Raw genomic sequence first — 20,495 nt, 5'->3', positions numbered from 1 at the left:
CCGATCCGCCCCTTCGACCGCGGTTACGCCGGTACCGGCACCAGCGCGCCCGCCGGCGTGACGAGGCTCCCGCCGACCGAGAGCACCGCGACCGCGCCCAGCCCGAGCGCGAGGACGATGAAGACGAGAACCCACCACAGCGGAACCGAGTCGCTTCCTGCTTGGCTCATACCCGGGAAAGGCCGTGGCGACGAAAAGAAACTCCCGGTTCCCGCGGGCGGCCGACCTGCGTCCGGGAGGCGGGGGCCCGGGGTGAGCCGGTCGGACGGCCGGCTCGGCTGCCGGAGTCGACGCCGGCCTCGTCCGCCGCTGTCAGCGGAACAGTCGACCGAGGAAGCCGCCGTCGCGCTCCTCGTCGTCGCCGTCGTCGTCCCCCTGCTCGCGCTTCGCCCGCTCGGTGCGCTCCTTGCTCTGCTGGGCGAACGGGATCACGTCCTCGCCGATCTCGGCGGACTCGCCGGTCTCGGCGTCCTCGACGGTCGCCGCCCGGTCGCCGTCCCCGCCGCGGAACGCCGCGTACTCCTCGTCGGCGAGGACCGTCCCCCGGGCGGCGGCGGCCGCCTCGTCCTCCTCGGCGTCGGCAGCGTCCCCGTCCTCCTCGTCGCCGAGGATGACGGCGTCGTCCTCCTCCGGGGACTCCGGGTCGCCGGCGAACGGGACCGCGTCCTCGGGAACGTCGGCGTCGGCGTCCGCGTCGGCGGGGTCCGCGTCGGGGGTGTCGACCGCGGCGGGATCGGCGGCCGGTTCCGACTCCGGGGCGGGTTCGGACGCGGGGTCCGGGTCGGACCCGGAGTCGGTGTCGTCTCCCGCGGCCGCGTCGTACGCCGGGTCGTCGGGCGTCGCCTCCGAGCGGTCGGGGGTCGGCGCCGGCCGGATCGGCTCGCCGGTGAGCGAGGACGCCAGCGACCGGTAGGCGGCCGCGGCGTCGCTGTCTGACGCGTACGCCGACAGGGGGCTCCCGGCCGCCTGCGCCTCCGCGACGAGCGGGTCGTCGGGGATCGCCCCCAGAACCGGCACGTCGACGTCGCCTGTGTCCTCGTCGCCGTCGGCCTCGTTCAGCGCCAGCCCGGCGACCTCGCCGTCGAGCTTCGCCGTCAGGTCCTGCGTCTTGCGGGTGTTCGCGAGGCCGTCCCGGGTGGGCGTCGACACGAGCAACACCCCGTCGGCGACCGACAGGGGAAGCGCCGTCTGGTGGGTCAGGCCGGCGCCGGTGTCGACCACGACGTACTCGGCGCCGGTGATCGACTCCAGTACGTCGACGATCGCCTCGGGGTCGGCCTTCCGGAACGCCTCCAGCGTCGTGCCGCCGGGCACCACCGCGAGCCCGTGGGGGCCCTCGACGGTCGCGTCCACCGGGTCGGCCTCGCCGGCGAGCACGTCGTGGAGGGTCACGTCGCCGGGCTCCACCCCGAGCGTCGGCGCGAGGCTCGCCGACCCGAGGTCCGCGTCGACCGCGACCGTGTCGTGGCCCGCGGCCGCGAGCGTGGCCGCGAGGTTGGCGGCGGTCGTCGTCTTCCCGACCCCCCCTTTCACGCTCGCGACGGCGTAGATAGTCGGCATTTACCGTGGGTACGGCGGGCCCTCGTTATAAATGTGGGTCCCGCCCGGACGGAGAGAACGTCGCGTCGTTGACGGGTTCGCGGCCGGGCCGGCGGCCGGCGACGACCCCGACGGCGGGGACGCCTCCCCCGACGTGACCGCCGTCGGGCCGGGCGTGCGGTGTGGTACCCCACTATTCAACAGGTACTTACACCGCGGCGGGCGAACTAGCCCGTAATGAGCAGCGACGCCGAGGAGGGCCAGCCGAGCGAGGACCGGCGGAAGTACGAGTTCCGCAAGGTCCTCGACGAGCTCGACGACTTCGAGGGCTCGGGCACCCAGCTCGTCACGATCTACATCCCCGACGACAAGCAGATCTCGGACGTGGTCGCCCACGTCACCCAGGAGCACAGCGAGGCGTCCAACATCAAGTCCAAGCAGACCCGGACGGCCGTGCAGGACGCCCTCACCAGCATCAAGGACCGCCTCCGCTACTACGACACCTACCCGCCCGAGAACGGGATCGTCATCTTCTCTGGCGCGGTCGACTCGGGGGGAGGCCAGACGGAGATGGTGACGAAGGTGCTGGAGTCGCCGCCCGAGCCGATCCAGTCGTTCCGGTACCACTGCGACTCGGACTTCCTCACCCAGCCGCTGGAGGACATGATGACCGACAAGGGCCTGTTCGGGCTCATCGTCCTCGACCGGCGGGAGGCGAACGTCGGCTGGCTCAAGGGCAAGCGCGTCGAGCCGGTCAAGTCGGCGTCCTCGCTGGTGCCCGGCAAGCAGCGCAAGGGCGGCCAGTCCGCGCAGCGGTTCGCCCGCCTGCGCCTGGAGGCCATCGACAACTTCTACCAGGAGGTCGCGGGAATGGCCAACGACCTGATGGTGGACAAGCGCCACGACCTCGAGGGCATCCTCGTGGGCGGCCCCTCGCCGACGAAGGACGAGTTCCTCGACGGCGACTACCTCCACCACGAGCTCCAGGATCTCGTCCTCGGGAAGTTCGACGTGGCCTACACCGACGAGTCCGGGCTGTACGACCTCGTCGACGCCGCCAGCGACGTGCTCGCGGACCAGGAGGTCGTCAAGGACAAGCGCCAGATGGAGGAGTTCTTCGAGAACCTCCACACCGGCGAGAAGGCCACCTACGGCTTCGAGGAGACCAGACGGAACCTCGTGATGGGCTCGGTCGAGCGCCTCCTCCTGTCGGAGGACCTCCACCACGACGTGATCACCTTCACCTGCCCGAACGGCCACGAGGAGCGCGAGGTCGTCGAGCGCCGCCACTCCACCCCCGATCACGAGTGCACCGAGTGCGGCGAGCCCGCCGAACCGGGCGAGCGCGAGGACGTGGTCGAACACCTCATCGATATCGCCGAGCAGCGCGGCACCGAGACGAAGTTCATCTCCACCGACTTCGAGAAGGGCGACCAGCTAATGGACGCCTTCGGCGGCGTCGCCGGCATCCTCCGCTACTCGACCGGCGTGTAAGCGACCCGGCCCGGCTCTCCTCGTCGGCGACGCCCCCGCGTCCCCGTCCCTCCTTCGCCGTCGCGTCCTCTCACCCGTGGTCGGTCTACCCGCCCGCGAGCGCCGGCGGCGTCACCGCTCCAGCAGCGAGTCGAGCTGCCTGACGCGGCGTTCGAGGTCGAACCCGGGGACGACGGCCGCCTCGTGCGTCGCGTCGACGAGCCGGTCGAACGCCAGCGCCACGTCGACGCCCTCGCGCTCGGCGCGCTCGCGCAGGGCGCGCGCGGATCCCTTCCGCAACGCGATCGACGGCAAAGTGCCGACCAGCAGCGCGAACGCGACGCCGCCGTCGCCGGCGGGGAACGACTCGTGGACGCGCGCGAAGTCGGTGCCCGCGGCGGCGTCCGTCTCCGGGGCGGGCTCGACCGCGAGGCAGTTCGGACAGATGCTCGCCGTCGCAGCCGACTCGGGGGCGTGCTCGCGGAGGTCGGCCGGCACGGCGAACGGGACGGGGTCGCCGTCGCATTCGGGACAGTCCATGCCGGACCTGTGATCCGGGCGGTAGTAAACGACGGGGGCTCCGCGAGCCGGTCACAGCACCGACGGGAGGTCGCCGGGCGTGTCGATCCGGTGGATCGGCTCGGGGGCCGGCGTCGCGTCGCCCGCGGCCCCGCCGGTCGGGACCCACACCGACGCCATCCCGGCGTTATGTGCGCCCCGGACGTCGCCGTCGAGCCGGTCCCCGACGTACACCGACGTCCCCGGACGGGCGTCGAGCGCGTCGAGTACCCGGCGGAACGGTTCGGGGTCGGGCTTGGACGCGATCCCCGTGCCGGGGCCGCAGAAGACCGTCGCCGCGAAGGCGTCCCCGATGCCGAGCCGTTCGAGCTTTCGCGACTGCCTGTCGGCGGTCCCGTTCGTGAGGAGCCCGACCGCGAACCGCTCCCGGGCGTCCGCGAGGGCCGCCCGCGCGCCGGGACGGAACGAGACGGCCGCCGGGTCCAGCACCTCGACGGTCGCGTCCGCGAGCGCCCTCAGCAGCGCCGGCTCCGGGTCGGCCGACACGCGGTCGGCGACCGCCCGGTACACCTGTCGCCAGTGTCGACGCTCCGAGTCCGCCTCGGGGAGCGACGCCACGTCGACCGCGTACATGTCCTCGAGCTCGAAGAACGGCTCGGCGTCGACCCGGTCGAACACCCGGCGATGGATCTCCTCGTCGGTCTGGTCGCTGACACAGAGCGTGTCGTCCAGGTCGAAGACGACGGTGTCGTACTCGGTCACGTGTGTCGGGATCGGTGTGGAGAGGGAACCCTCGGGACGGGATCCGGCGGGGCGGTCGTGATCGTGGGAGAGAGGAGGGAAGGGGAGGGTGGGGGTGGGGACCGGGAGCGGTGCCTCAGTCGTCGCTCTCGGCCACGCCGGCCTCGAGCGCCTCGGCCTCGGCCTTCGCGGCGGCCTCGCGTTCCTCCTCCTTCTCCTCCTCCTCCTTCTTCGCCTTGATCTTCTTGAGGCGGAAGATCTCCTCGCGCTCCTGCTCCTCGAGCTTCTGCTCGATGTACTCCTTGTTCTCGTTGAGTTCGGGGAGGAGCTTGAACTCCAGGGCGTTGACGCGGCGCTTCGTCGTCTCGATCTCCTCGAGCATCTTCTTCATCGCCGTCTCCACCTCGGCCGCGAGGATGATCGACTCGATCAGCTCCTCGTAGGCGTCGGCGGCCTCGTCGATGCGGGCGGAGGAGCCGAGCAGGCCGTAGCCCCGCTCGTCGAGGTTCTTCTTCACCTTCGAGGACTCGATCTGCGGGACGACCACGCCCATGATGTTCTTCGACTGGGTGGTGATCTCGGGGTGCTCCTTCAGCGCCGCCGCGGCGCCGCGGACGGCCACGTCGCCCTCCATGGCGCGGGCCTTGTTGATCTTCTCCTGGGCCGTGTCGTAGTCGGCCTCCAGCTGCTCGCGGACGTCCTGGGCCTGGTCCAGGATGTCCATGAACTCCATGATGAGGCCGTCGCGCTTCTGTTCGAGCGTGTCGTGGCCCCGCTCGGAGAGGTCGATCCGGTCCTCGATCTCCATGAGGTTCTTCCGGGTCGGTTTGACGTCGTTCGCCATGGTCTTGGCGCAGGGTTGCGCGGCGAGGGTGTTAATCCTTGTTAGTCCGGGGCGCTCCCGGGGAACGCTTAGGTGGCACGACGGACACCTCCGGACGTGACCGACGGCTCCGACGCCCCCTCCCTCCTCGTCGTCAACGACGTGGAGACCGCCTTCGACCACCCCGACCGGGTCGGCCGCCTCGCGGGCCTGCTCGGCGGGCGCGACGACGACACCCTCCTGCTCGACGCCGGCGACGCGACGGCGATGGGCGCGCTCGCGGTCGTCTCGGAGTCCGGCCGCGCGGCCGCGGCCGCCTTCCACGGGGCGGTCGCCCCCGACGCGCACGTCCCCGGCAACCACGACTTCGACGAGGGCCTCGGCGCGCTCGCCGAGTTCGTCGCCGACACGCCGGGCCGGTGGCTCGCCGCGAACGTCCCCGCGCTCGACCTGCCCGGCCGGGTCGTCCTCGACGCCGGGGACTCACGGGTCGGCGTCGTCGGCGTCTGTCACCCCGACACGCCCGATATCTGCCGGGCCGTCCGGGACGTCGAGTTCGGCGACCCCGTCGCCGCCGCCCGCCGGGAGCTGGCCGCCCTTCGCGACGGCGGCGTCGACCACGCCGTCGTCCTCTCGCACTGCGGCGCGCTCGACGCCGACATCGCCCGCGGCACCGACGCCGACGCGGTCGTCGGCGGCCACGATCACGAGCGGACGATCGACCGCGTCGACGGCACCCTCGTCGCCCGCGGTGGCGGCGTCGGCCGCGAGGCGGTCGCCGTCGACCTCGGGGAGGTGCCGCGGGCGACCGTCCGCCGGACGGCCGACGCCCCCCTCGACCGGGCCGTCGCCGAGGAGTACCGGGCGCGCCACGCCGCCCTCGGGCTCGACGACCCGGTCGCGTCGCTCCCGGGGCCGATGGACCTGTCCGCGGTCCGGCGACTCGTCGCCGACGCCTACCGCGAGCGCGCCGGCGCCGACGCTGGCCTCGCCGTCGCCGCCTCGGTCCGGGAGCCGCTGCCCGCCGACGTGCGCGAGCGCCACCTCGTGGGCACCGTCCCGTTCGAGTCCTCGCTCGTGAGCGTCGACGTGCGGGGCGGGGACCTCCGCGCGGCGCTGCGGGCGAGCCGCGGGCCCCTCGACGACACCCACGGAACCGTCGTCTGGTCGGGCGCCGACCCGGCGGCACTCACCTGTCGCGGAGAGCCGGTCCGGGAGGACGGGACCTACCGCGTCGCCTGCACGACCTACGAGACGGGGGCCGAACTGCTCCCGGGGCTCGCGTCCGACCGCGTCGCCGCCGACCACGGACTCCAGTACGAGCACGTCGTCGCGTACGCGCGCGACGGCGGGCTCTCCGGACGCGCGCCCGGCGACTGACCGGACCGGCGGGACGGGTCCCGACCCTGCGGCTGTCCGGGCGGAGCGGTCGGCGAAGGAGAGAGAGAAAACGGGAGCGACGACGCCGCGCCGGGGGCGTCAGTCCGCGGAGACTTCCTCGGCCTCGGCGTCGACCGCGGAGGCGTCCTCGCGGTAGTGCTCGTCGATGAGGTCCTCGTCGACGCGGTTGAGCTCCTCGCGCGGCAGCGTCGACAGGAGGTCCCAGCCCAGTTCGAGCGTCTCGTCGATGGAGCGGTTCGTGTCGAACCCCTGCTGGACGAACTGCTCCTCGAAGGCGTCGGCGAAGTCGAGGTACTTGTTGTCGCGCTCGGAGAGCGCCTCGCGGCCGACGATGTTCACGAGGTCGCGCAGGTCCTCGCCCTCCGCGTACGCCGCGTACATCTGGTCGGACACGTCGCCGTGGTCGGCGCGGGTGAGCCCCTCGCCGATCCCGTCGTCCATCAGCCGGGAGAGGCTGGGCAGCACCTGGATCGGCGGCTTGATGCCCTGGCTGTGCAGGTCGCGGTCGACGTAGATCTGCCCCTCCGTGATGTACCCGGTCAGGTCCGGGATCGGGTGGGTGTCGTCGTCGCCGGGCATCGTGAGGATCGGGATCTGCGTCACCGACCCGTCGCGGCCCTCGATCCGGCCCGCGCGCTCGTACAGCTGCGCCAGGTCGGTGTACATGTACCCGGGGTAGCCGCGTCGGCCGGGCACCTCCTCGCGGGCGGCGCCGATCTCGCGCAGCGCCTCGCAGTAGTTCGTCATGTCGGTGAGGATGACGAGCACGTGGTACCCCTTGTCGAACGCGAGGTACTCGGCGGTCGTCAGGGCCAGCCGCGGCGTGACCGTCCGCTCGACGGCGGGGTCGTCCGCGAGGTTCATGAAGACGACCGAGCGCTCGAGCGCGCCGGTGCGCTCGAAGTCCTGCATGAACTCGTTGGCCTCCTCCTGGGTGATGCCCATCGCGCCGAAGATGACCGCGAACTCCGTTCCGTCGCCGCCCTCGTCCTCCTCGGGAACGGTCGCCTGGCGGGCGATCTGGAGCGCGAGGTCGTTGTGCGGCAGGCCCGAGCCCGAGAAGATCGGGAGCTTCTGGCCGCGCACGAGCGTGTTCATCCCGTCGATGGCCGAGACCCCCGTCTGGATGAACTCCTCGGGGTACTCGCGGCTGACGGGGTTGATCGCGGCGCCGACGATGTCGCGGCGCTCGTCCGGGACGATCTCCGGGCCGCCGTCGATCGGGTTGCCGGAGCCGTCGAGCACGCGCCCGAGGAGGTCCTCGGTGACGGGCATCTTCAGCGTCTCGCCCAGGAACCGGACCGAGGCGTTGCGGTCGATGCCGGTGGTTCCCTCGAACACCTGGATGGCGACGACGCCGTCCTCCGATTCGAGGACCTGGCCGCGCTTCGTCTCGCCGCTCGGCGTCTCGATCTCGACGATCTCGTCGTAGCCGATCGGTTCGTCGACCTCGGCGAACACCAGCGGGCCGCTGACTTCCGTGATTGTCTGGTACTCTTTCATGGTTCAGTAGAGCGAGCGGAGCTGCTCGGTGATCTCGGCCTGCAGTTCCTCGACGTACTCCTCCCAGTCCTCCTGGGTGGCGATCCGGTTGAGCTTCGGCGCCGCGTCGATGCCGGTGATGTCCTCGATGGGGACGCCGGCGTCGAGCGCGTCGAACGCCTCGTCGTTGAACGTCTGGATCGTCTCCAGGATCGCGTACGTCTTCTCGGGCGGGCAGTACATGTCCACGTCGATGAAGGCGTTCTGCTGGAGGTACCCCTCACGCAGGTACCGCGCCACCTCGAGGGTGAGCTGCTGGTCCTCCGGCAGGGCGTCCTTCCCGACGAGCTGGACGATCTCCTGCAGTTCGCCCTCCTCGTCGAGGGTGTCGACCGCCCACTGGCGCTTGTCCGGCCAGTCCTCGGCGACGTTCTCCTGGAACCAGGGGTCGAGCTGGTCCTGGTACAGCGAGTACGACTCGTTCCAGTTGATCGCCGGGAAGTGCCGGCGCTCGGCGAGGTCGGCGTCCAGCGCCCAGAACGTCTTCACGATGCGCAGCGTGTTCTGGGTGACCGGCTCCGAGAAGTCGCCGCCGGGCGGGCTGACCGCGCCGATGGCCGACACCGACCCCTCGGTGCCGTTGAGGTTCTCGAAGTAGCCGGCGCGCTCGTAGAACTCCGCCAGGCGGGCCGCGAGGTACGCGGGGTACCCCTCCTCGCCGGGCATCTCCTCCAGCCGGGAGGAGATCTCGCGCATGGCCTCCGCCCACCGCGAGGTGGAGTCGGCCATGAGCGCGACGTCGTAGCCCATGTCGCGGTAGTACTCGGCGATGGTGATGCCGGTGTACACGCACGACTCGCGGGCGGCGACTGGCATGTTCGAGGTGTTCGCGATGAGCGAGGTGCGGGCCATCAGCGAGTTGCCCGTCTTCGGGTCCTCCAGCTCGGGGAAGTCCTCGATCACCTCGGTCATCTCGTTGCCGCGCTCGCCGCAGCCGACGTAGATCACGATGTCGGCGTCGGCGAACTTGGCGAGGCTGTGCTGGGTGACCGTCTTCCCGGAGCCGAACGGCCCCGGGATGGCGGCCGTCCCGCCCTTGGCGATGGGGAACAGGCCGTCGAGGATGCGCTGGCCCGACACCAGCGGGGTGCGCGGGGTGCGCTTCTCGACGGTCGGCCGCTGCTCGCGCACCGGCCACTCCTGGCGCATCGTGATCTCCTCGCCGTTCTCCAGCGTGACGACGGGCTCGTCGACCGTGAACTCGCCCTCCTCGACGGATTCGACGACGCCGCCCTCGTAGTCCGGCGGCACCATGACCTTGTGGTCGATGGTGACCGTCTCGGGGACGACGCCCACGATGTCGCCGGGCTCGACGCTGTCGCCGGCCTCGACTTCGGGGGTGAACTCCCACTCCTCCTCGAGGTCGATTCCGGGCGCGTCGACCCCGCGGTCGAGGAACGCGCTGCCCATCTTCTCCTCGAGCACGTCGAGCGGGCGCTGGACGCCGTCGTAGATGGCGTCCAGCATGCCCGGTCCCAGATCGACGGTGAGGGGCTCGCCCGTGTTCTCGACGGGCTCGCCGGGGGCGACCCCGGAGGTCTCCTCGTACACCTGGATGGTCGTGACGTCGCCCTCGATCTCGATGACCTCGCCCATCAGCCCTTCGTCGCCCACGTAGACGACGTCGTTCATCCGGGCGTCGAGGTCGACTGCCTTCACGACCGGACCGCTCACGCTCTTGATGCGTCCGGTACCTTCGGCCGTCTCGGTTTCGGTTGCCTGACTCATGTGTTCAGTTCACTCGTCCTCGTCCATCAGGTCGATCCCGATGGCTCGCTTGATCTGTTCGCGCAGGCCGCTCCCGGCGCCGCCGCCGAGCGTCACCAGCACGGGCTCGACGCTCCCCTCGACCTCCCGACGGACCGTCCGCGAGAGGTGCTCGAGGTCCTCGTCGCGCATCACCACGATGCCCACGTCGTCGTCCGCGAGCGTCCCCTCGACCGCCTCGTCGAGGCGGTCGTCCTTCTCGTCCTCGGGGACGTTCTCGCACTTGCGGACGCCGGCGAGCCGGAAGCCCGTGGTGAACTCGGGGCTGCCGATGACCGCGATCTCCTGACTCATAGGATCACCAGTTCGTCCTCGATCTCCTCGGGGCCGAGGCCGGCCTCCTTGCCCCGGGCGATCGCGCGGATGTTGTCGACCTCGCGCTCCTTGGCGAGGACGTACGACACGACCGGCGTCACCGACAGCGGGTGGACCAGCCCCAGCGAGTCCGCGTACTCGAGCAGGGCCGCCTCCAGCGCGCGTTCGAACGCGATGAGGCTGTCGGCCTCCTCCAGCTCGTTCAGCGCGTCCGAGAGCGCCTCGCCGTAGCGCGACTCGCGGATCCGCTGGACGAGCTCGTCGGTGTTGGAGGCGAGCTGGCGGAGCTCGGCCGCCGAGAAGAGGACGCCGCCCTCGATGTAGTACTCCGAGGGGTCCAGGTCGGCGCCCGAGCGGGCCAGCCGCAGTGCGTTGATCGCGTTCCGGAAGTCGATCTCCGACTCGAGGAACTCCCGGTACTCCGCCAGCGCCTCGCCGGTGAGGTCGTCCGTGCGCAGCAGCTCGTAGTACGCGCGGTCGACCGCGTTCTCCAGCGGCACCAGCACGCCCGTCGACTCGTAGTCGTCGAGCGCGGCCGCGAGCGAGTCGCCGAACACCGTCCCGTCGAGCACCTCGACGGCCTCCTCGATGGAGTCGGCGTCGAGCAGCCGGTCCAGCAGGCGGTCGTCGAACTCGCCGGCGCGGATGAGGTCGTCGGCGACGGCCTCGCGCTCGGTGTCGGCGTAGATCCCGCGAAGCACGGTCTTGACGTTCCACGCGTCGAACTTGCGCAGGTAGCGGGCGACGTGCCCGTACAGCGCGCCCTCACACCAGCCGAGGATGTCCTCGAAGTCCTCCGCGAGGCTCGCGTTCAGCGCGTACTCGATCAGGTCGACGCCCGAGAACCGCGACCCGAGCGCGTTGATCTCGTCCTCGTAGGCCGACGACTCCTCCATGAACCGGGCGATCTCCGCCGGGCTCATCCGTACCAGCTTCCGGTAGTCGTCCTCCTCGTACAGCGACGCGCGCCGCGACCGGACGCGCGCGTTGACGTACTCGGGGTTCGACGTGCCGGCGCGACTACTCATCGTCGAACAGTCGGTCGCTCAGCTCCTTGAGGTTGTCCTCCCAGACCTCCTCGAGGACCGAGTCGAACGTGTTGTTCACTCGGACGCGCGACTCCTCGCTCTCGACGACGACGCCGCCGAGGCACTCGCGCTCGCCGGCGTACGACCAGCCCTCGTAGTCGTCGAGGACCTCCGTCAGCAGCTCCTCGTCGTCGGCCCGGCCGTGGACCGCGACGGACTCGTCGTCCTCGAACTCGGGGGCGGCGGCGTCCAGCAGCGCGCGCGTCAGCTCCTCGCGCCGCTCGCCCTCGAGGTTCTCGATCGCCTCCTCGGTGCCCTCGCGAACGTCCGCCAGCACGTCGCGGCGGGCCTCCAGCCGCTGCTGTTTCGCCTCCAGCTTCGCCGCCGACAGCGTCTGCTCGCGCTCCTGTTCGATCTGCCGCTCGACCTCTCGTTCTCGTTCCGCGACGATGCTCTCGGCCTCCTCCTCGGCCTCCTCGACGATCTCCGCTGCGCGCTCCTCGCCCTCTTCGCGGATGTCCTCCGCACGCGCGCGGGCCTCGTCTCGGATGTCTTCGACGACTGTCTCCAGACTCATGGTGGAAAGGGAGGGGGCGGTTTAGACCAGGAAGATGGTGACCAGTGCGAGAATGACGAGGGTCTCGGGCAGGACCGTGAAGATCAGGCCCGTGACGAACAGGTCCTCGTCCTCGGCGACGGCGCCGACGGCGGCCGAGCCGATGCCGCGCTCGGCGTAACCGGCGCCGAACGCGGCCAGACCGACCGCCAGCGCCGCGGCGGACGCGGACGGGATGGCCGGGGCGTTGCTACCTTCCTGCAGTACGACGTTAGCGAGTTCGGGTGCGATTTCGAGCATGGTATTCGGTAGGCGGATGCCTAACTCCGGACAAGTCGTGGTTGCACCTGTGGAGTGCATAAAGCTTCCCAAAACGAACGACGAGACGGCCGAATACGCGGTCGTCACGCGTCGCTACCGTGCCAACCACCCCCATTCGATCGCCCCGATCGGGACGGGAACAGTGCCGCAGGTCGCGCCGGGGGCGCCCCCCGACGGGACGGTCACTCCTCGGCGGTGAAGCGCCGCTCGCGGCCGAACGGCTCGTACTCGGTGCCGCCGCCCTCGAAGAACTTCGAGAAGAACTCGTAGTACTCGAGACGCACGGCCTGCAGGCCGGCGGAGGTGACGCCCAGCGCGAGCACGAGCAGGTGCCCGAGCACGAGGATCACCAGCCCGCCCACGAGCGCCGCCGCGCCGCCGTGGACCAGCCCGCCGAACATGATCGCCTCGCGGCCGTACTCGGCCGCGTAGTACTCGGGCCCGTGCGAGAGCATGAAGTGGAACTCGCCGTGATGCTGGTAGGCGCCGAAGAACAGGAGGTTGACGACGAACGCCATCCCCGCCTTGGCGAGCAGCACCGCGGCGATCCGGGTGTAGCTCAGCACGTTCACGAGCACGTCGAATATCTCGAGGATCTCCGCCGGCGCGCCGAGCACCAACAGGAGCGCGCCCAGGAGGAACAGCCCGAGCCCGAGGTAGCCGACGACGGGCGAGAAGCCGTTGAACCCGAGCGCGAACGCCGTGGAGGCGAACTCGCCGGACGCCTCCGGCGCCGCGCCGGACCCGTCGAAGACGGTGAAGATGAACGCGGGCTTCTTGGCCGCGTACAGGCGGCTGAACACGAACAGCCAGAGGCCGTTCATGCCCAGCAGCCACGAGCCCTTCTCCGTGATGGCGGCCTTCGCCCCGTGGAACTCGAGCTCCTCGGCGAACCCGAAGACGTACCCGATGTTCAGGTGGAACAGCGCGACGAGCGTCGAGACGACGAGCCACGCCTGCGCCCAGTAGATGTCCGCTGGCTGGAGCCCCTTGTGGATCGGGGCGCTGGAGAGACCGACGACGCCCTCCCAGAAGTACGTCGAGATGACGTGCAGCCCGAAGAACTCGCCGTAGAGGACGCCGAACACCGCGGTGAAGATCCCCGCCGCGATGGTGACGCCGCCCATGGACTTGAACGCCTTCGAGTCGAAGTTCGCGTACAGGAAGTAGCCGATCGCGGTGTAGAGGATCCCGTACCCGAGGTCGCCGATCATGAACCCGAAGAACGCCGGGAACGTCAGGAACAGGATCACCGACGGGTCGAACTCCCGGTAGTTCGGGCGCCCGACCGCCTGCACGAGCACCTCGAACGGCGAGACGATGCCCGGGTTCGACTGGACCACCGGCGGGTCGTCGTCGCGCATGACGACCGGGCCGCCCGAGCCGTCCGCGACGGCCCGCGGGGCCTCGGTCTCCTCGGCCTCGGGGGTCTCCTCGACACCCTCCTCAGGGCCGGCCTCCTCGACGGACGGCGGCACGTCCTCGCGGACCTGCACCTCGCCGTCGGCCCCGAAGGCGGCGCGCTCGACTTCCTCGACCTCGACGTGGTTGCCGACCGCGTCCTGAAGGAACGAGGCGAACTCGGTGTAGCGCTCGGTGGGGATCCACCCCTCGGCGACGAACGCGTTGCGCGTCGTCGCGAACGACAGCGGCGCCTCGGCCTTCTGGACCTCGATGGCGAGCTTCTCCTCGGCCGCCAGCAGGAAGCCCGCGGCGTCCGCACGCTGGGCGTCGAGTTCGTCCTCGACGGCGTCGAGCTCCTCCTCGATCTCCTCGCGCTCGCTCTCGAGCTCGCTGACGTACACCTCGGGCGAGACGTCGTCGCCCTCGACGTCCGGCACCTCCAGGGCGGCGAACTCGGCGCTCACCAGCGCGTCCGCGAGCGCGTCCTCGTCGGCGCCGCGCTCGGGACGGGCGAACACCGCGATCACGTCCTCGCCGAAGACCTCGTACTCGGCGAGCTCGGGCGCGTCGACGACCGCCCGCTCGATCGTCCCGCGGTCGCCCTCGCCGACGGCGACCTGCACGGAGTCGTACCCCTGCAGCAGGTCGAGGTCGATCCCGAGGTCGGCGAACGGCTCCACCGCCTCGATGCGCTCCTCGACCGAGCGGAGTCGCGACTGGAGCTCGTCGCGCCGGTCGTCCAGCGCGTTGACCTCCTCGCGGAGCTCCTCCAGCTCCTCGGTCAGCTCGTCGTCGTCGAGCACGCGGGTCGGCCCCTCGTGGTCGTCCTCGACGCCGAGGATCGACTTGAGCGACCGAACGGTCACCAACTTGTCCGCCGCGTCCTCGGCGCCAGCCTGCGGGTTGCCCTGGGTGAACCCCTCCCAGCCGCCGCCGTACTCGGTGACGTGCAGGAGGTTCAGGTCGTGGACCGCCTCGACGACCGGCTCCTGGTACGCCTTCGAGCCCGTCACCGAGACCTTGCTCATCCGCTCAGGCCTGAGCATGTACCGCCTCCTCGAACCGTTCCACCGCGAACTCGACGACATCGTCCACCCTGTCGCTCGCCTCGTCGACGAGTTCGTTCCGCTCGCGGCGGCCCTCCGCGATGATCTCCTCCCGTTTCTCCTCGATCTCCTCGCGCGCTTCCTCGAGGCGTTCCTCCTCGATGCGATCGGCCTCCGCCTCGGCCTCGGCGACGATCTCGTCGGCCTCCGACCGGGCCTCCGAGATCCGCGCCTCGCGGTCGGCCTCAGCCTCGGCGATCAGTTCCTCGGCCTCGGCTTCGGCCTCCTTCACGCGTTCGAGAACTTCGGGTCTCGGCATGGATACTCGTCGTCTGTGGGTTGTGCCACGTCGATATAAGGTGTTTGCGGAACGCGCGCGTCGTCGAGCGGAGCGAACGGCGAACGGAGTGAGCCGTGAGCGTAGCGAGACGACGGGAACGCGGCGGCGAGGTCTGCTGGCCGAGCCGCCCATGAGGCGTGCGTCGGTGAACGGGTGAGGCTGAACGAAGTGAGCCGTGAGCGAAGCGAGACGGCGGTGGTACGGCGGCGAGCGTACGGGCGCGGCGCCCACGACGCACCACGGCCGAGCGTCGGCTATCGCGCCCGAACGTCCCGCACGGCCCGCCGGAGACCGTTCCGGATCTCGTCGCGGGCGACCGCGACCTCCGTCACCGTCCAGCCGAACAGGACGATCAGCCCGGCGACGGCGCCGGCGAACGCCCACGATCCCATCCAGACCGGCCGGATCCACGGGGTGACGTGCGCCCAACGGGTGGCGAACTCCTCGGCCGCGCCGCCGAGCGGAGTGCCCGCGAACGTGTTCTGGACGGCGGCGGCGAACGTCAGCGAGCCGCCGGTCCCCTCGATGAGGCCCGCGGAGCCGTAGATCTGGTAGCTCCCCGAGACCCCCTGGTCGGCCATCGTCGGGCCGTTCGACTCGTCGCTGGTGCCGAGACGCTCGGCGTCGTACGGCCCCCAGGTCGCGTAGTACTCCCAGACGATCTCCCCCGTCGGCGTCACCTCGATGACGCGGTGGTTGAGCGAGTCGACGATGAGGGTGTTCCCGTTCGGCAGGCGGTCGGCGTCGCGGGGCCACGAGAGCTGTCCGGTGCCGACCTCCCACACCTCGACCCACTCGCCGTCGCGGCGCTCGTACTCGACGACGCGGTCGTTCTCGGAGTCGGCGACGAGGATCGTGGGATCGCCGTCCTCGCTCATCAGCCAGTCGGGGTTGTGCTGTTCGTTCAGCACGTCGTGGTTCCCGTCGCTGCCGAGCCGGTAGTCGATCGCCTTCGTCGACCGGTTCACGACGATCGCCTGGTCGAAGTTGCGCGGGGAGACGAGGTACTGTCCCTCGGCGATGCGGTCCACGTCGTTGACGTGCGTCCAGTCCTCGCTGAAGCCGCCGTCGGTGGAGTTGGGGTAGTGCTTCCGGAACGTCCACTCCCAGACGACCTCCTCCGTCGAACGGTTGTACACGAGGATGCGGTCGTCCGAGCGCTGTGCCGACTCGTCCCAGTTACGCATGTTCGCGATCAGGAGGTTCCCGTTCGGGAGCATGTCCACGTCGTGGGTGTCGTGGAAGTCGAACCGCTCCGCCCACACCGGCTCGCGGGTCTCCGGGTCCAGCTCGGCGACGGTCGTTCCGCCGGGGTTGGTGCCGACGACGAGGAGGTTCCCGTTCGGGAGCGGGTCCACGTCGTAGAACCACCGCGCGTTCTGTTTCGAGCCGTCGTACACCCACTCGGTCGAGCCGTTCCCCGCGACGCTCACGAGGCGCGCGGGCTTCTTTTTCGAGCCCTGTCCCTGGAAGTGGAAGCCCTGGATGGCGACCACGGTGGAGTCGTTCGCCGGGGACTCGATCGTCCCGGCCTCGAGTCCTACGGTTCCCGGCGTGCCGGTGTCGTCGGGGGCGAGCGCCTGGGCCGCGGCGGGGGCGAAGAGCCCGACGACGACGAGGGCGACGAGCGCCCGCGCCGCCGTCGGCCGCGAGACTGGGAGGGAGGAAGCCATACCGCGGAAGCCGTGATGCGGGGACGAAACTCTTGTGCTCCGGTCCGGCGTCGCGGGAACGGGGGTGGGTCGTCGCGGGAGGTGGCTCGGCCGGTCCCCGACGGTGTGCGACCGACCCCGTCGGCTCAGACCGCGCCGGCGAGGAAGCCGCTCGTCCGGACGAAGAAGTAGACGACGAACGCGCCCGCGAGCACCCAGTGGCCGGGGCGCGTCTCGTCGGCGCGGCCGGCGGCGACCTTCACGAGCGGGTAGGTGACGATGCCGGCGGCGATGCCGTACGCGATGGAGTAGGTGAACGGCATGACGAGGACGGTCATCCCGGCGGGGATGGCGGCCGTCAGGTCGTCCCACGCGACCTCGACGACGTTGCGCAGCATGACGACGCCGATGACGACCAGCGCGATGTGGCTGGCGTACAGCGGGATCGCCGCCGCCAGCGGGACGACCGCCAGCGCCGCCAGGAACAGCAGCGCGACGACGAGCGCGGTCATGCCCGAGCGGCCGCCCTCCTCGACGCCGACGGCCGACTCGATGTAGGTGGTCACCGTCGAGGTGCCGAGCATCCCGCCGACGGTGGTGCCGACGGCGTCGGCCATCAGCGGCCGGTCGATGTCGGGCAGGTCGCCCTCCTCGTCGAGGAAGCCCGCCACCTGCGAGACGCCGACGAGCGTGCCGGCGGTGTCGAAGAAGTCGACGAAGAAGAACGTGAACACGATGAGCGCGAAGGCGAACGGTTCGACGGTCGAGAGCCCGCCGACGAACGCGCCCGCAAGCGGCGCGATGTTGTACGTCGCCTGCGCCGTGAGGTTGCCGACGAGCGCGTCCGCCGGGCCGAAGCCGAACTGCGCCGCGAGGAAGCCGATCGCGGTCGTGAACAGGATGCCGATGACGACCGACCCGGTGACGCCGCGGGCGTACAGCCCGAACGTGAGGAACAGGCCGAGGATCGAGACGATCGCGACGGGGTCGGAGGCGACCGACCCGAGCGTCACCAGCGTCGCGGGGTCGTCGACGACGACGCCCATCGCCTCCAGCCCGATGATCGCGAGGAACAGCCCGATCCCGGTGCCGACCGCGAGCTTCACCGGGGTCGGGAAGACGTTGATGACGTACTCGCGGGCCCCGACCGCGGTGAGGGCGATGAACAGCAGCCCCTCGACGACGACGGCCGCCAGCGCCGTCTCCCACGGGACGCCGAGCGCGCCGACGACGGTGAACGCGAAGAAGGCGTTCAGCCCGAGGCCGGGCGCCTGCCCGAACGGCCGTTTCGCGTACAGCGCCATGATCAGCGTCGCCACCGCCGCCGAGATCAGGGTGACGACCGCCACCATCTGGAGGGTCTGTGCGTACGAGACGCCGTCCACGATGATCCCCGGCTTCTCGCCCTCGATGCCGACGAGGATGCTCGGGTTCACGAAGACGATGTAGCTCATCGTCAGGAACGTGGATATCCCCGCGACGATCTCGGTCCGGAGGTCCGTCCCGAGTTCGTCGAACTCGAAGTACTCCGCCAACCGCTGGTGCAGCGCCATACCGGCACGCTTGTGCATATTTGACTTAAGCGTTCGGCTTTGAGTGACGTAGATATACGAGAACGTGGATAGATATCGCCGTGTTCGGATCGGATATTTGTCGAGTCCCGCCGTCGGCACCCACCCGGTGGCGGCTCGGCACGGGGACCTCGCCGCCGTACGTCCGAGGCCTCCCTGCGGTCGGCCTCGCCCTACTCACGGGTCGCTCCGCTCCCCGTTCGCTCGCCGTCGTCTCGGTCGCTGCGCTCCCTCGACGACGCCCGTTTCGTGGACGGCTCGGCACGGGGACATCGCCGCCGTACGTCCGAGGCCTCCCTGCGGTCGGCCTCGCCCTACTCGAACTGCGTCAACGCCCCCACCGGCGCCTCGGTTATCTCCGACGCCCGGTCGGTACCCTCCTCGCCGACGGCGATGAGCGCGAACACGCCCGCCACGTCCGCGTCGGCCTGCAGCGCGATGTCGAGCAGGAGCTCCTGGGTCTCGCCCGACCGGATGAGGTCGTCGACGACGAGAACGGACTCGCCGGCGTCGATGGCGCCCGCGGGGAGGTAGTAGGTGAGCTCGATCCCCGAGGCGAGCCGCTGACGCGACTCGATGAACTCCTCGACGGCCGTCTCCTTCGACTTCTTCGCGTAGGCGACCCGCGCGTCGAAGTGGCTCGCCATCGCCGCCCCGAGGGTGATGCCGTCGGTCGCGGCGGTGAGCACTACGTCCGGGGTCCCGAAGTCGAACGACTCGGCCGCGACGGGCGCGACCAGGTCGAGGAACGGCTGGTCGAAGACGACGCCGGAGTTGTCGACGTAGCCCTCCTCGTCGAACGAGATCCGGGCCTCCAGTTCGGCCGCGAGCGTCTCGCGGCCGATGCCCTCCACGACCTCGCGGGCGCGCTCGGCGCCCGGCAGGACGTGCCCGTTGACGTAGCGGTTCAGGTCGCCCGCGGGCAGGCCGGTCACCTCGGCGAGCTCGTCGTACGTTCGCGTCTCCTTCAGCGTCCGCAACACGGCGACCGCCTGCAACTGCAGGGCGGCCTTCTCGGCCCTGTTCATGTACTTATGCTCGTTCGTGCAAGTATGAACACTTCGGATTTCGAGCCGGAGATATTCGACAGTCCTGTGCAGGCGTGTGGTACTCGGCCGCGTGGGCGTCGACCGCGGATAGGGGCGTCCCCGGCGATGCGGCGGGGGCTCGATCCCTCCCGACGGGGTCGGGCGTGGAGTCGGCCCGGGAGGTCAGCGGTTCTCGAGGAGACGCGAGGCGGTCAGCAGCGACTCCAGTTCGACGCCGTGGTCGGCGAGTAGGTCCGCGGCGCCCTCCTCGCGGTCGACGACGACGAGCACCCGGTTCACCACGGCGCCGGCCTCCCGGAGCGCCTCGACGGCGTCCAGCGCGGACTGTCCCGTGGTGGCGATGTCCTCCAGCACGACGACCTCCTCTCCCTCGGCGAGTTCGCCCTCGATGCGGTTGCCCGTGCCGTACTCCTTGGCCGCCTTGCGGACGATGACGTACGGCGAGTCCGTCTCGACGGCCGTCGCGGCGACGAGCGGGACCGCGCCGAGCGCGACGCCCGCGAGTTTCGCGTCGCCGACGCGCTCGGCGTACGCGTCGGCGATGAGGCGCAGGCAGGTCGGGTCCGTCTCGAACCGGTACTTGTCGACGTAGTAGTCGCTCGTGCCGCCGTGGGAGAGCTCGAACTCCCCGAACAGGACCGCCTCCGCCTCGCGGAGCGCGGCGATGAGGTCGGCGTCCGCGCCGTCGTGGTCGCCGTCGTCGGCGTCGCTGGTGTCGCTCATACCCGTGGGAGGTGCCCCCCGGCGCGAAAGGCTATCGGTCCGTTCCGGAGGCGATCCGCGACGCGACGCCCCCTCAGTTCGACGCCTCGCACCGCTGGACGACGCTCGCGGGGACCGGGACGGTCACCTCGTAGGCGTCGACGGTGTGGTCGGCCGCCCGGCCCTCGAAGACGACGCGGTAGGTGGCGCCCTGCGTCGGGCACGCGAGCGCGCTCCGGCCGGTGATCCGCGCCTCGCCGGTGTCGGTTCTGAGCTCGGTCCAGGGGACCTTCGTGCCGGCCTCGTCGACGACGACGACGCGCTCCTCGGAGGGGACGGGGCCGTCGGCGTGCGTGACGACGATGGCGGTGTCCTCCCCGTCCTCCTCCAGCGAGAAGGTGAATCCCTCGGGCCGGTCGATGGGCTCGCCGCCCATCCCGGTGGCGACGACGCCGCCGATGCCGGCGACGCTCGCGGCCGCGAGGAGCATGAACGCCAGCGCGATGGTCGGGAACTGCGTCCGGACGTGCTCGCGGGGCGACAGCGGCTCCTCCTCGTCGTCTGGAGCCTCGTCGATGTCCGCGGCTTCCGGGTCGCTCACGTCCCGACCGCGACGTGGCGAGGGCAAAACCCCGTCGCCCCGATTCTCACTCGTGATTCGGACGGTGGCAGCGGCGGTGGCGGTGGAACCCTGCGGGGCCGCGAC

General features: G+C 70.6%; 20 protein-coding genes. 2 read left to right on the top strand and 18 right to left on the bottom strand.

Features of this window, described 5'->3' with window-relative positions:
• Positions 1 to 23: 23 nt before the first annotated feature.
• Complete coding sequence (locus ACQUQ1_RS04030; protein WP_435062981.1) at positions 24 to 170, bottom strand: hypothetical protein; 147 nt, start codon at positions 168 to 170, stop codon at positions 24 to 26.
• Between the two features lie 142 nt (positions 171 to 312).
• On the bottom strand, positions 313 to 1,560 hold the full coding sequence (locus ACQUQ1_RS04025; protein WP_435062980.1) for a P-loop NTPase: 1,248 nt from the start codon (positions 1,558 to 1,560) through the stop codon (positions 313 to 315).
• Between the two features lie 216 nt (positions 1,561 to 1,776).
• On the opposite strand from ACQUQ1_RS04025, the gene prf1 reads away from it, so the two are divergent.
• Positions 1,777 to 3,033: a peptide chain release factor aRF-1 gene (prf1, locus tag ACQUQ1_RS04020; RefSeq protein WP_435062979.1), complete on the top strand. Its 1,257-nt coding sequence runs from the start codon at positions 1,777 to 1,779 to the stop codon at positions 3,031 to 3,033.
• Between the two features lie 111 nt (positions 3,034 to 3,144).
• On the opposite strand, the gene ACQUQ1_RS04015 is transcribed toward prf1, so the two are convergent.
• The 3 genes from ACQUQ1_RS04015 to ACQUQ1_RS04005 form a co-directional block, all read right to left on the bottom strand.
• Positions 3,145 to 3,552 carry a DUF6276 family protein gene (locus ACQUQ1_RS04015; RefSeq protein WP_435062978.1) on the bottom strand — a complete coding sequence of 136 codons (408 nt, stop codon included), beginning with the start codon at positions 3,550 to 3,552 and terminating at the stop codon, positions 3,145 to 3,147.
• Between the two features lie 51 nt (positions 3,553 to 3,603).
• Positions 3,604 to 4,293, bottom strand: coding sequence for an HAD family hydrolase (locus tag ACQUQ1_RS04010; RefSeq protein ID WP_435062977.1), 690 nt, complete (start codon positions 4,291 to 4,293; stop codon positions 3,604 to 3,606).
• Positions 4,294 to 4,408: 115 nt separating this feature from the next.
• Complete coding sequence (locus ACQUQ1_RS04005; protein WP_435062976.1) at positions 4,409 to 5,116, bottom strand: V-type ATP synthase subunit D; 708 nt, start codon at positions 5,114 to 5,116, stop codon at positions 4,409 to 4,411.
• Between the two features lie 96 nt (positions 5,117 to 5,212).
• On the opposite strand from ACQUQ1_RS04005, the gene ACQUQ1_RS04000 reads away from it, so the two are divergent.
• Positions 5,213 to 6,475 (top strand): 5'-nucleotidase C-terminal domain-containing protein, encoded by a 1,263-nt coding sequence (locus tag ACQUQ1_RS04000; protein ID WP_435062975.1) that lies wholly within the window; start codon positions 5,213 to 5,215, stop codon positions 6,473 to 6,475.
• 99 nt (positions 6,476 to 6,574) lie between these two features.
• On the opposite strand, the gene ACQUQ1_RS03995 is transcribed toward ACQUQ1_RS04000, so the two are convergent.
• From ACQUQ1_RS03995 to ACQUQ1_RS03935, 13 genes are all read right to left on the bottom strand, one after another.
• Positions 6,575 to 7,999, bottom strand: a complete 1,425-nt coding sequence (locus ACQUQ1_RS03995) for an ATP synthase subunit B (RefSeq protein WP_435062974.1) — start codon at positions 7,997 to 7,999, stop codon at positions 6,575 to 6,577.
• A 3-nt stretch (positions 8,000 to 8,002) separates the two neighbouring features.
• Positions 8,003 to 9,766, bottom strand: a complete 1,764-nt coding sequence (locus ACQUQ1_RS03990; protein ID WP_435062973.1) for an ATP synthase subunit A — start codon at positions 9,764 to 9,766, stop codon at positions 8,003 to 8,005.
• Positions 9,767 to 9,775: 9 nt separating this feature from the next.
• Positions 9,776 to 10,099, bottom strand: a complete 324-nt coding sequence (locus ACQUQ1_RS03985) for a V-type ATP synthase subunit F (RefSeq protein ID WP_435062972.1) — start codon at positions 10,097 to 10,099, stop codon at positions 9,776 to 9,778.
• Positions 10,096 to 11,148, bottom strand: coding sequence for a V-type ATP synthase subunit C (locus ACQUQ1_RS03980; RefSeq protein ID WP_435062971.1), 1,053 nt, complete (start codon positions 11,146 to 11,148; stop codon positions 10,096 to 10,098). The genes ACQUQ1_RS03985 and ACQUQ1_RS03980 overlap by 4 nt, the downstream gene beginning before the upstream one ends.
• Complete coding sequence (locus ACQUQ1_RS03975) at positions 11,141 to 11,725, bottom strand: V-type ATP synthase subunit E (RefSeq protein WP_435062970.1); 585 nt, start codon at positions 11,723 to 11,725, stop codon at positions 11,141 to 11,143. The genes ACQUQ1_RS03980 and ACQUQ1_RS03975 overlap by 8 nt, the downstream gene beginning before the upstream one ends.
• 21 nt (positions 11,726 to 11,746) lie before the next feature.
• Positions 11,747 to 12,004, bottom strand: a complete 258-nt coding sequence (locus ACQUQ1_RS03970; protein ID WP_073306769.1) for a F0F1 ATP synthase subunit C — start codon at positions 12,002 to 12,004, stop codon at positions 11,747 to 11,749.
• A gap of 203 nt (positions 12,005 to 12,207) precedes the next feature.
• Positions 12,208 to 14,475 carry a V-type ATP synthase subunit I gene (locus ACQUQ1_RS03965; protein ID WP_435062969.1) on the bottom strand — a complete coding sequence of 756 codons (2,268 nt, stop codon included), beginning with the start codon at positions 14,473 to 14,475 and terminating at the stop codon, positions 12,208 to 12,210.
• Positions 14,462 to 14,794 (bottom strand): ATP synthase archaeal subunit H, encoded by a 333-nt coding sequence (gene ahaH, locus ACQUQ1_RS03960; protein WP_435062968.1) that lies wholly within the window; start codon positions 14,792 to 14,794, stop codon positions 14,462 to 14,464. Before ahaH ends, ACQUQ1_RS03965 begins: the two co-directional genes overlap by 14 nt.
• Positions 14,795 to 15,069: 275 nt before the next feature.
• Positions 15,070 to 16,488, bottom strand: a complete 1,419-nt coding sequence (locus ACQUQ1_RS03955; protein WP_435062967.1) for an aryl-sulfate sulfotransferase — start codon at positions 16,486 to 16,488, stop codon at positions 15,070 to 15,072.
• 125 nt (positions 16,489 to 16,613) lie between these two features.
• Complete coding sequence (locus ACQUQ1_RS03950) at positions 16,614 to 18,020, bottom strand: NCS2 family permease (RefSeq protein ID WP_435062966.1); 1,407 nt, start codon at positions 18,018 to 18,020, stop codon at positions 16,614 to 16,616.
• 332 nt (positions 18,021 to 18,352) lie between these two features.
• Positions 18,353 to 19,066 (bottom strand): phosphoribosyltransferase family protein, encoded by a 714-nt coding sequence (locus tag ACQUQ1_RS03945; protein ID WP_435062965.1) that lies wholly within the window; start codon positions 19,064 to 19,066, stop codon positions 18,353 to 18,355.
• Between the two features lie 183 nt (positions 19,067 to 19,249).
• Complete coding sequence (gene pyrE / locus ACQUQ1_RS03940; protein ID WP_435062964.1) at positions 19,250 to 19,810, bottom strand: orotate phosphoribosyltransferase; 561 nt, start codon at positions 19,808 to 19,810, stop codon at positions 19,250 to 19,252.
• Positions 19,811 to 19,883: 73 nt separating this feature from the next.
• Positions 19,884 to 20,390, bottom strand: a complete 507-nt coding sequence (locus tag ACQUQ1_RS03935; protein ID WP_435062963.1) for a hypothetical protein — start codon at positions 20,388 to 20,390, stop codon at positions 19,884 to 19,886.
• Between the last annotated feature and the right edge of the window lie 105 nt (positions 20,391 to 20,495).

The organism is Halobaculum sp. EA56, from assembly GCF_051195075.1.
Lineage (GTDB): Archaea > Halobacteriota > Halobacteria > Halobacteriales > Haloferacaceae > Halobaculum.
The sequence above is the reverse complement of the archived record's forward strand: the minus strand, read 5'-3'. Positions and strand labels throughout refer to the sequence as shown.

Coding starts and splice junctions, on each gene's coding strand:
- ACQUQ1_RS03955 (WP_435062967.1), bottom strand. CDS start 16,488: ATGGCTTCCTCCCTCCCAGTCTCGCGGCCGACGGCGGCGCGGGCGCTC.
- ACQUQ1_RS03985 (WP_435062972.1), bottom strand. CDS start 10,099: ATGAGTCAGGAGATCGCGGTCATCGGCAGCCCCGAGTTCACCACGGGC.
- ahaH (WP_435062968.1), bottom strand. CDS start 14,794: ATGCCGAGACCCGAAGTTCTCGAACGCGTGAAGGAGGCCGAAGCCGAG.
- ACQUQ1_RS03975 (WP_435062970.1), bottom strand. CDS start 11,725: ATGAGTCTGGAGACAGTCGTCGAAGACATCCGAGACGAGGCCCGCGCG.
- ACQUQ1_RS03980 (WP_435062971.1), bottom strand. CDS start 11,148: ATGAGTAGTCGCGCCGGCACGTCGAACCCCGAGTACGTCAACGCGCGC.
- ACQUQ1_RS03995 (WP_435062974.1), bottom strand. CDS start 7,999: ATGAAAGAGTACCAGACAATCACGGAAGTCAGCGGCCCGCTGGTGTTC.
- ACQUQ1_RS04005 (WP_435062976.1), bottom strand. CDS start 5,116: ATGGCGAACGACGTCAAACCGACCCGGAAGAACCTCATGGAGATCGAG.
- ACQUQ1_RS04030 (WP_435062981.1), bottom strand. CDS start 170: ATGAGCCAAGCAGGAAGCGACTCGGTTCCGCTGTGGTGGGTTCTCGTC.
- ACQUQ1_RS03945 (WP_435062965.1), bottom strand. CDS start 19,066: ATGAACAGGGCCGAGAAGGCCGCCCTGCAGTTGCAGGCGGTCGCCGTG.
- ACQUQ1_RS03950 (WP_435062966.1), bottom strand. CDS start 18,020: ATGGCGCTGCACCAGCGGTTGGCGGAGTACTTCGAGTTCGACGAACTC.
- pyrE (WP_435062964.1), bottom strand. CDS start 19,810: ATGAGCGACACCAGCGACGCCGACGACGGCGACCACGACGGCGCGGAC.
- ACQUQ1_RS04015 (WP_435062978.1), bottom strand. CDS start 3,552: ATGGACTGTCCCGAATGCGACGGCGACCCCGTCCCGTTCGCCGTGCCG.
- ACQUQ1_RS03990 (WP_435062973.1), bottom strand. CDS start 9,766: ATGAGTCAGGCAACCGAAACCGAGACGGCCGAAGGTACCGGACGCATC.
- ACQUQ1_RS03965 (WP_435062969.1), bottom strand. CDS start 14,475: ATGCTCAGGCCTGAGCGGATGAGCAAGGTCTCGGTGACGGGCTCGAAG.
- ACQUQ1_RS04025 (WP_435062980.1), bottom strand. CDS start 1,560: ATGCCGACTATCTACGCCGTCGCGAGCGTGAAAGGGGGGGTCGGGAAG.
- prf1 (WP_435062979.1), top strand. CDS start 1,777: ATGAGCAGCGACGCCGAGGAGGGCCAGCCGAGCGAGGACCGGCGGAAG.
- ACQUQ1_RS03970 (WP_073306769.1), bottom strand. CDS start 12,004: ATGCTCGAAATCGCACCCGAACTCGCTAACGTCGTACTGCAGGAAGGT.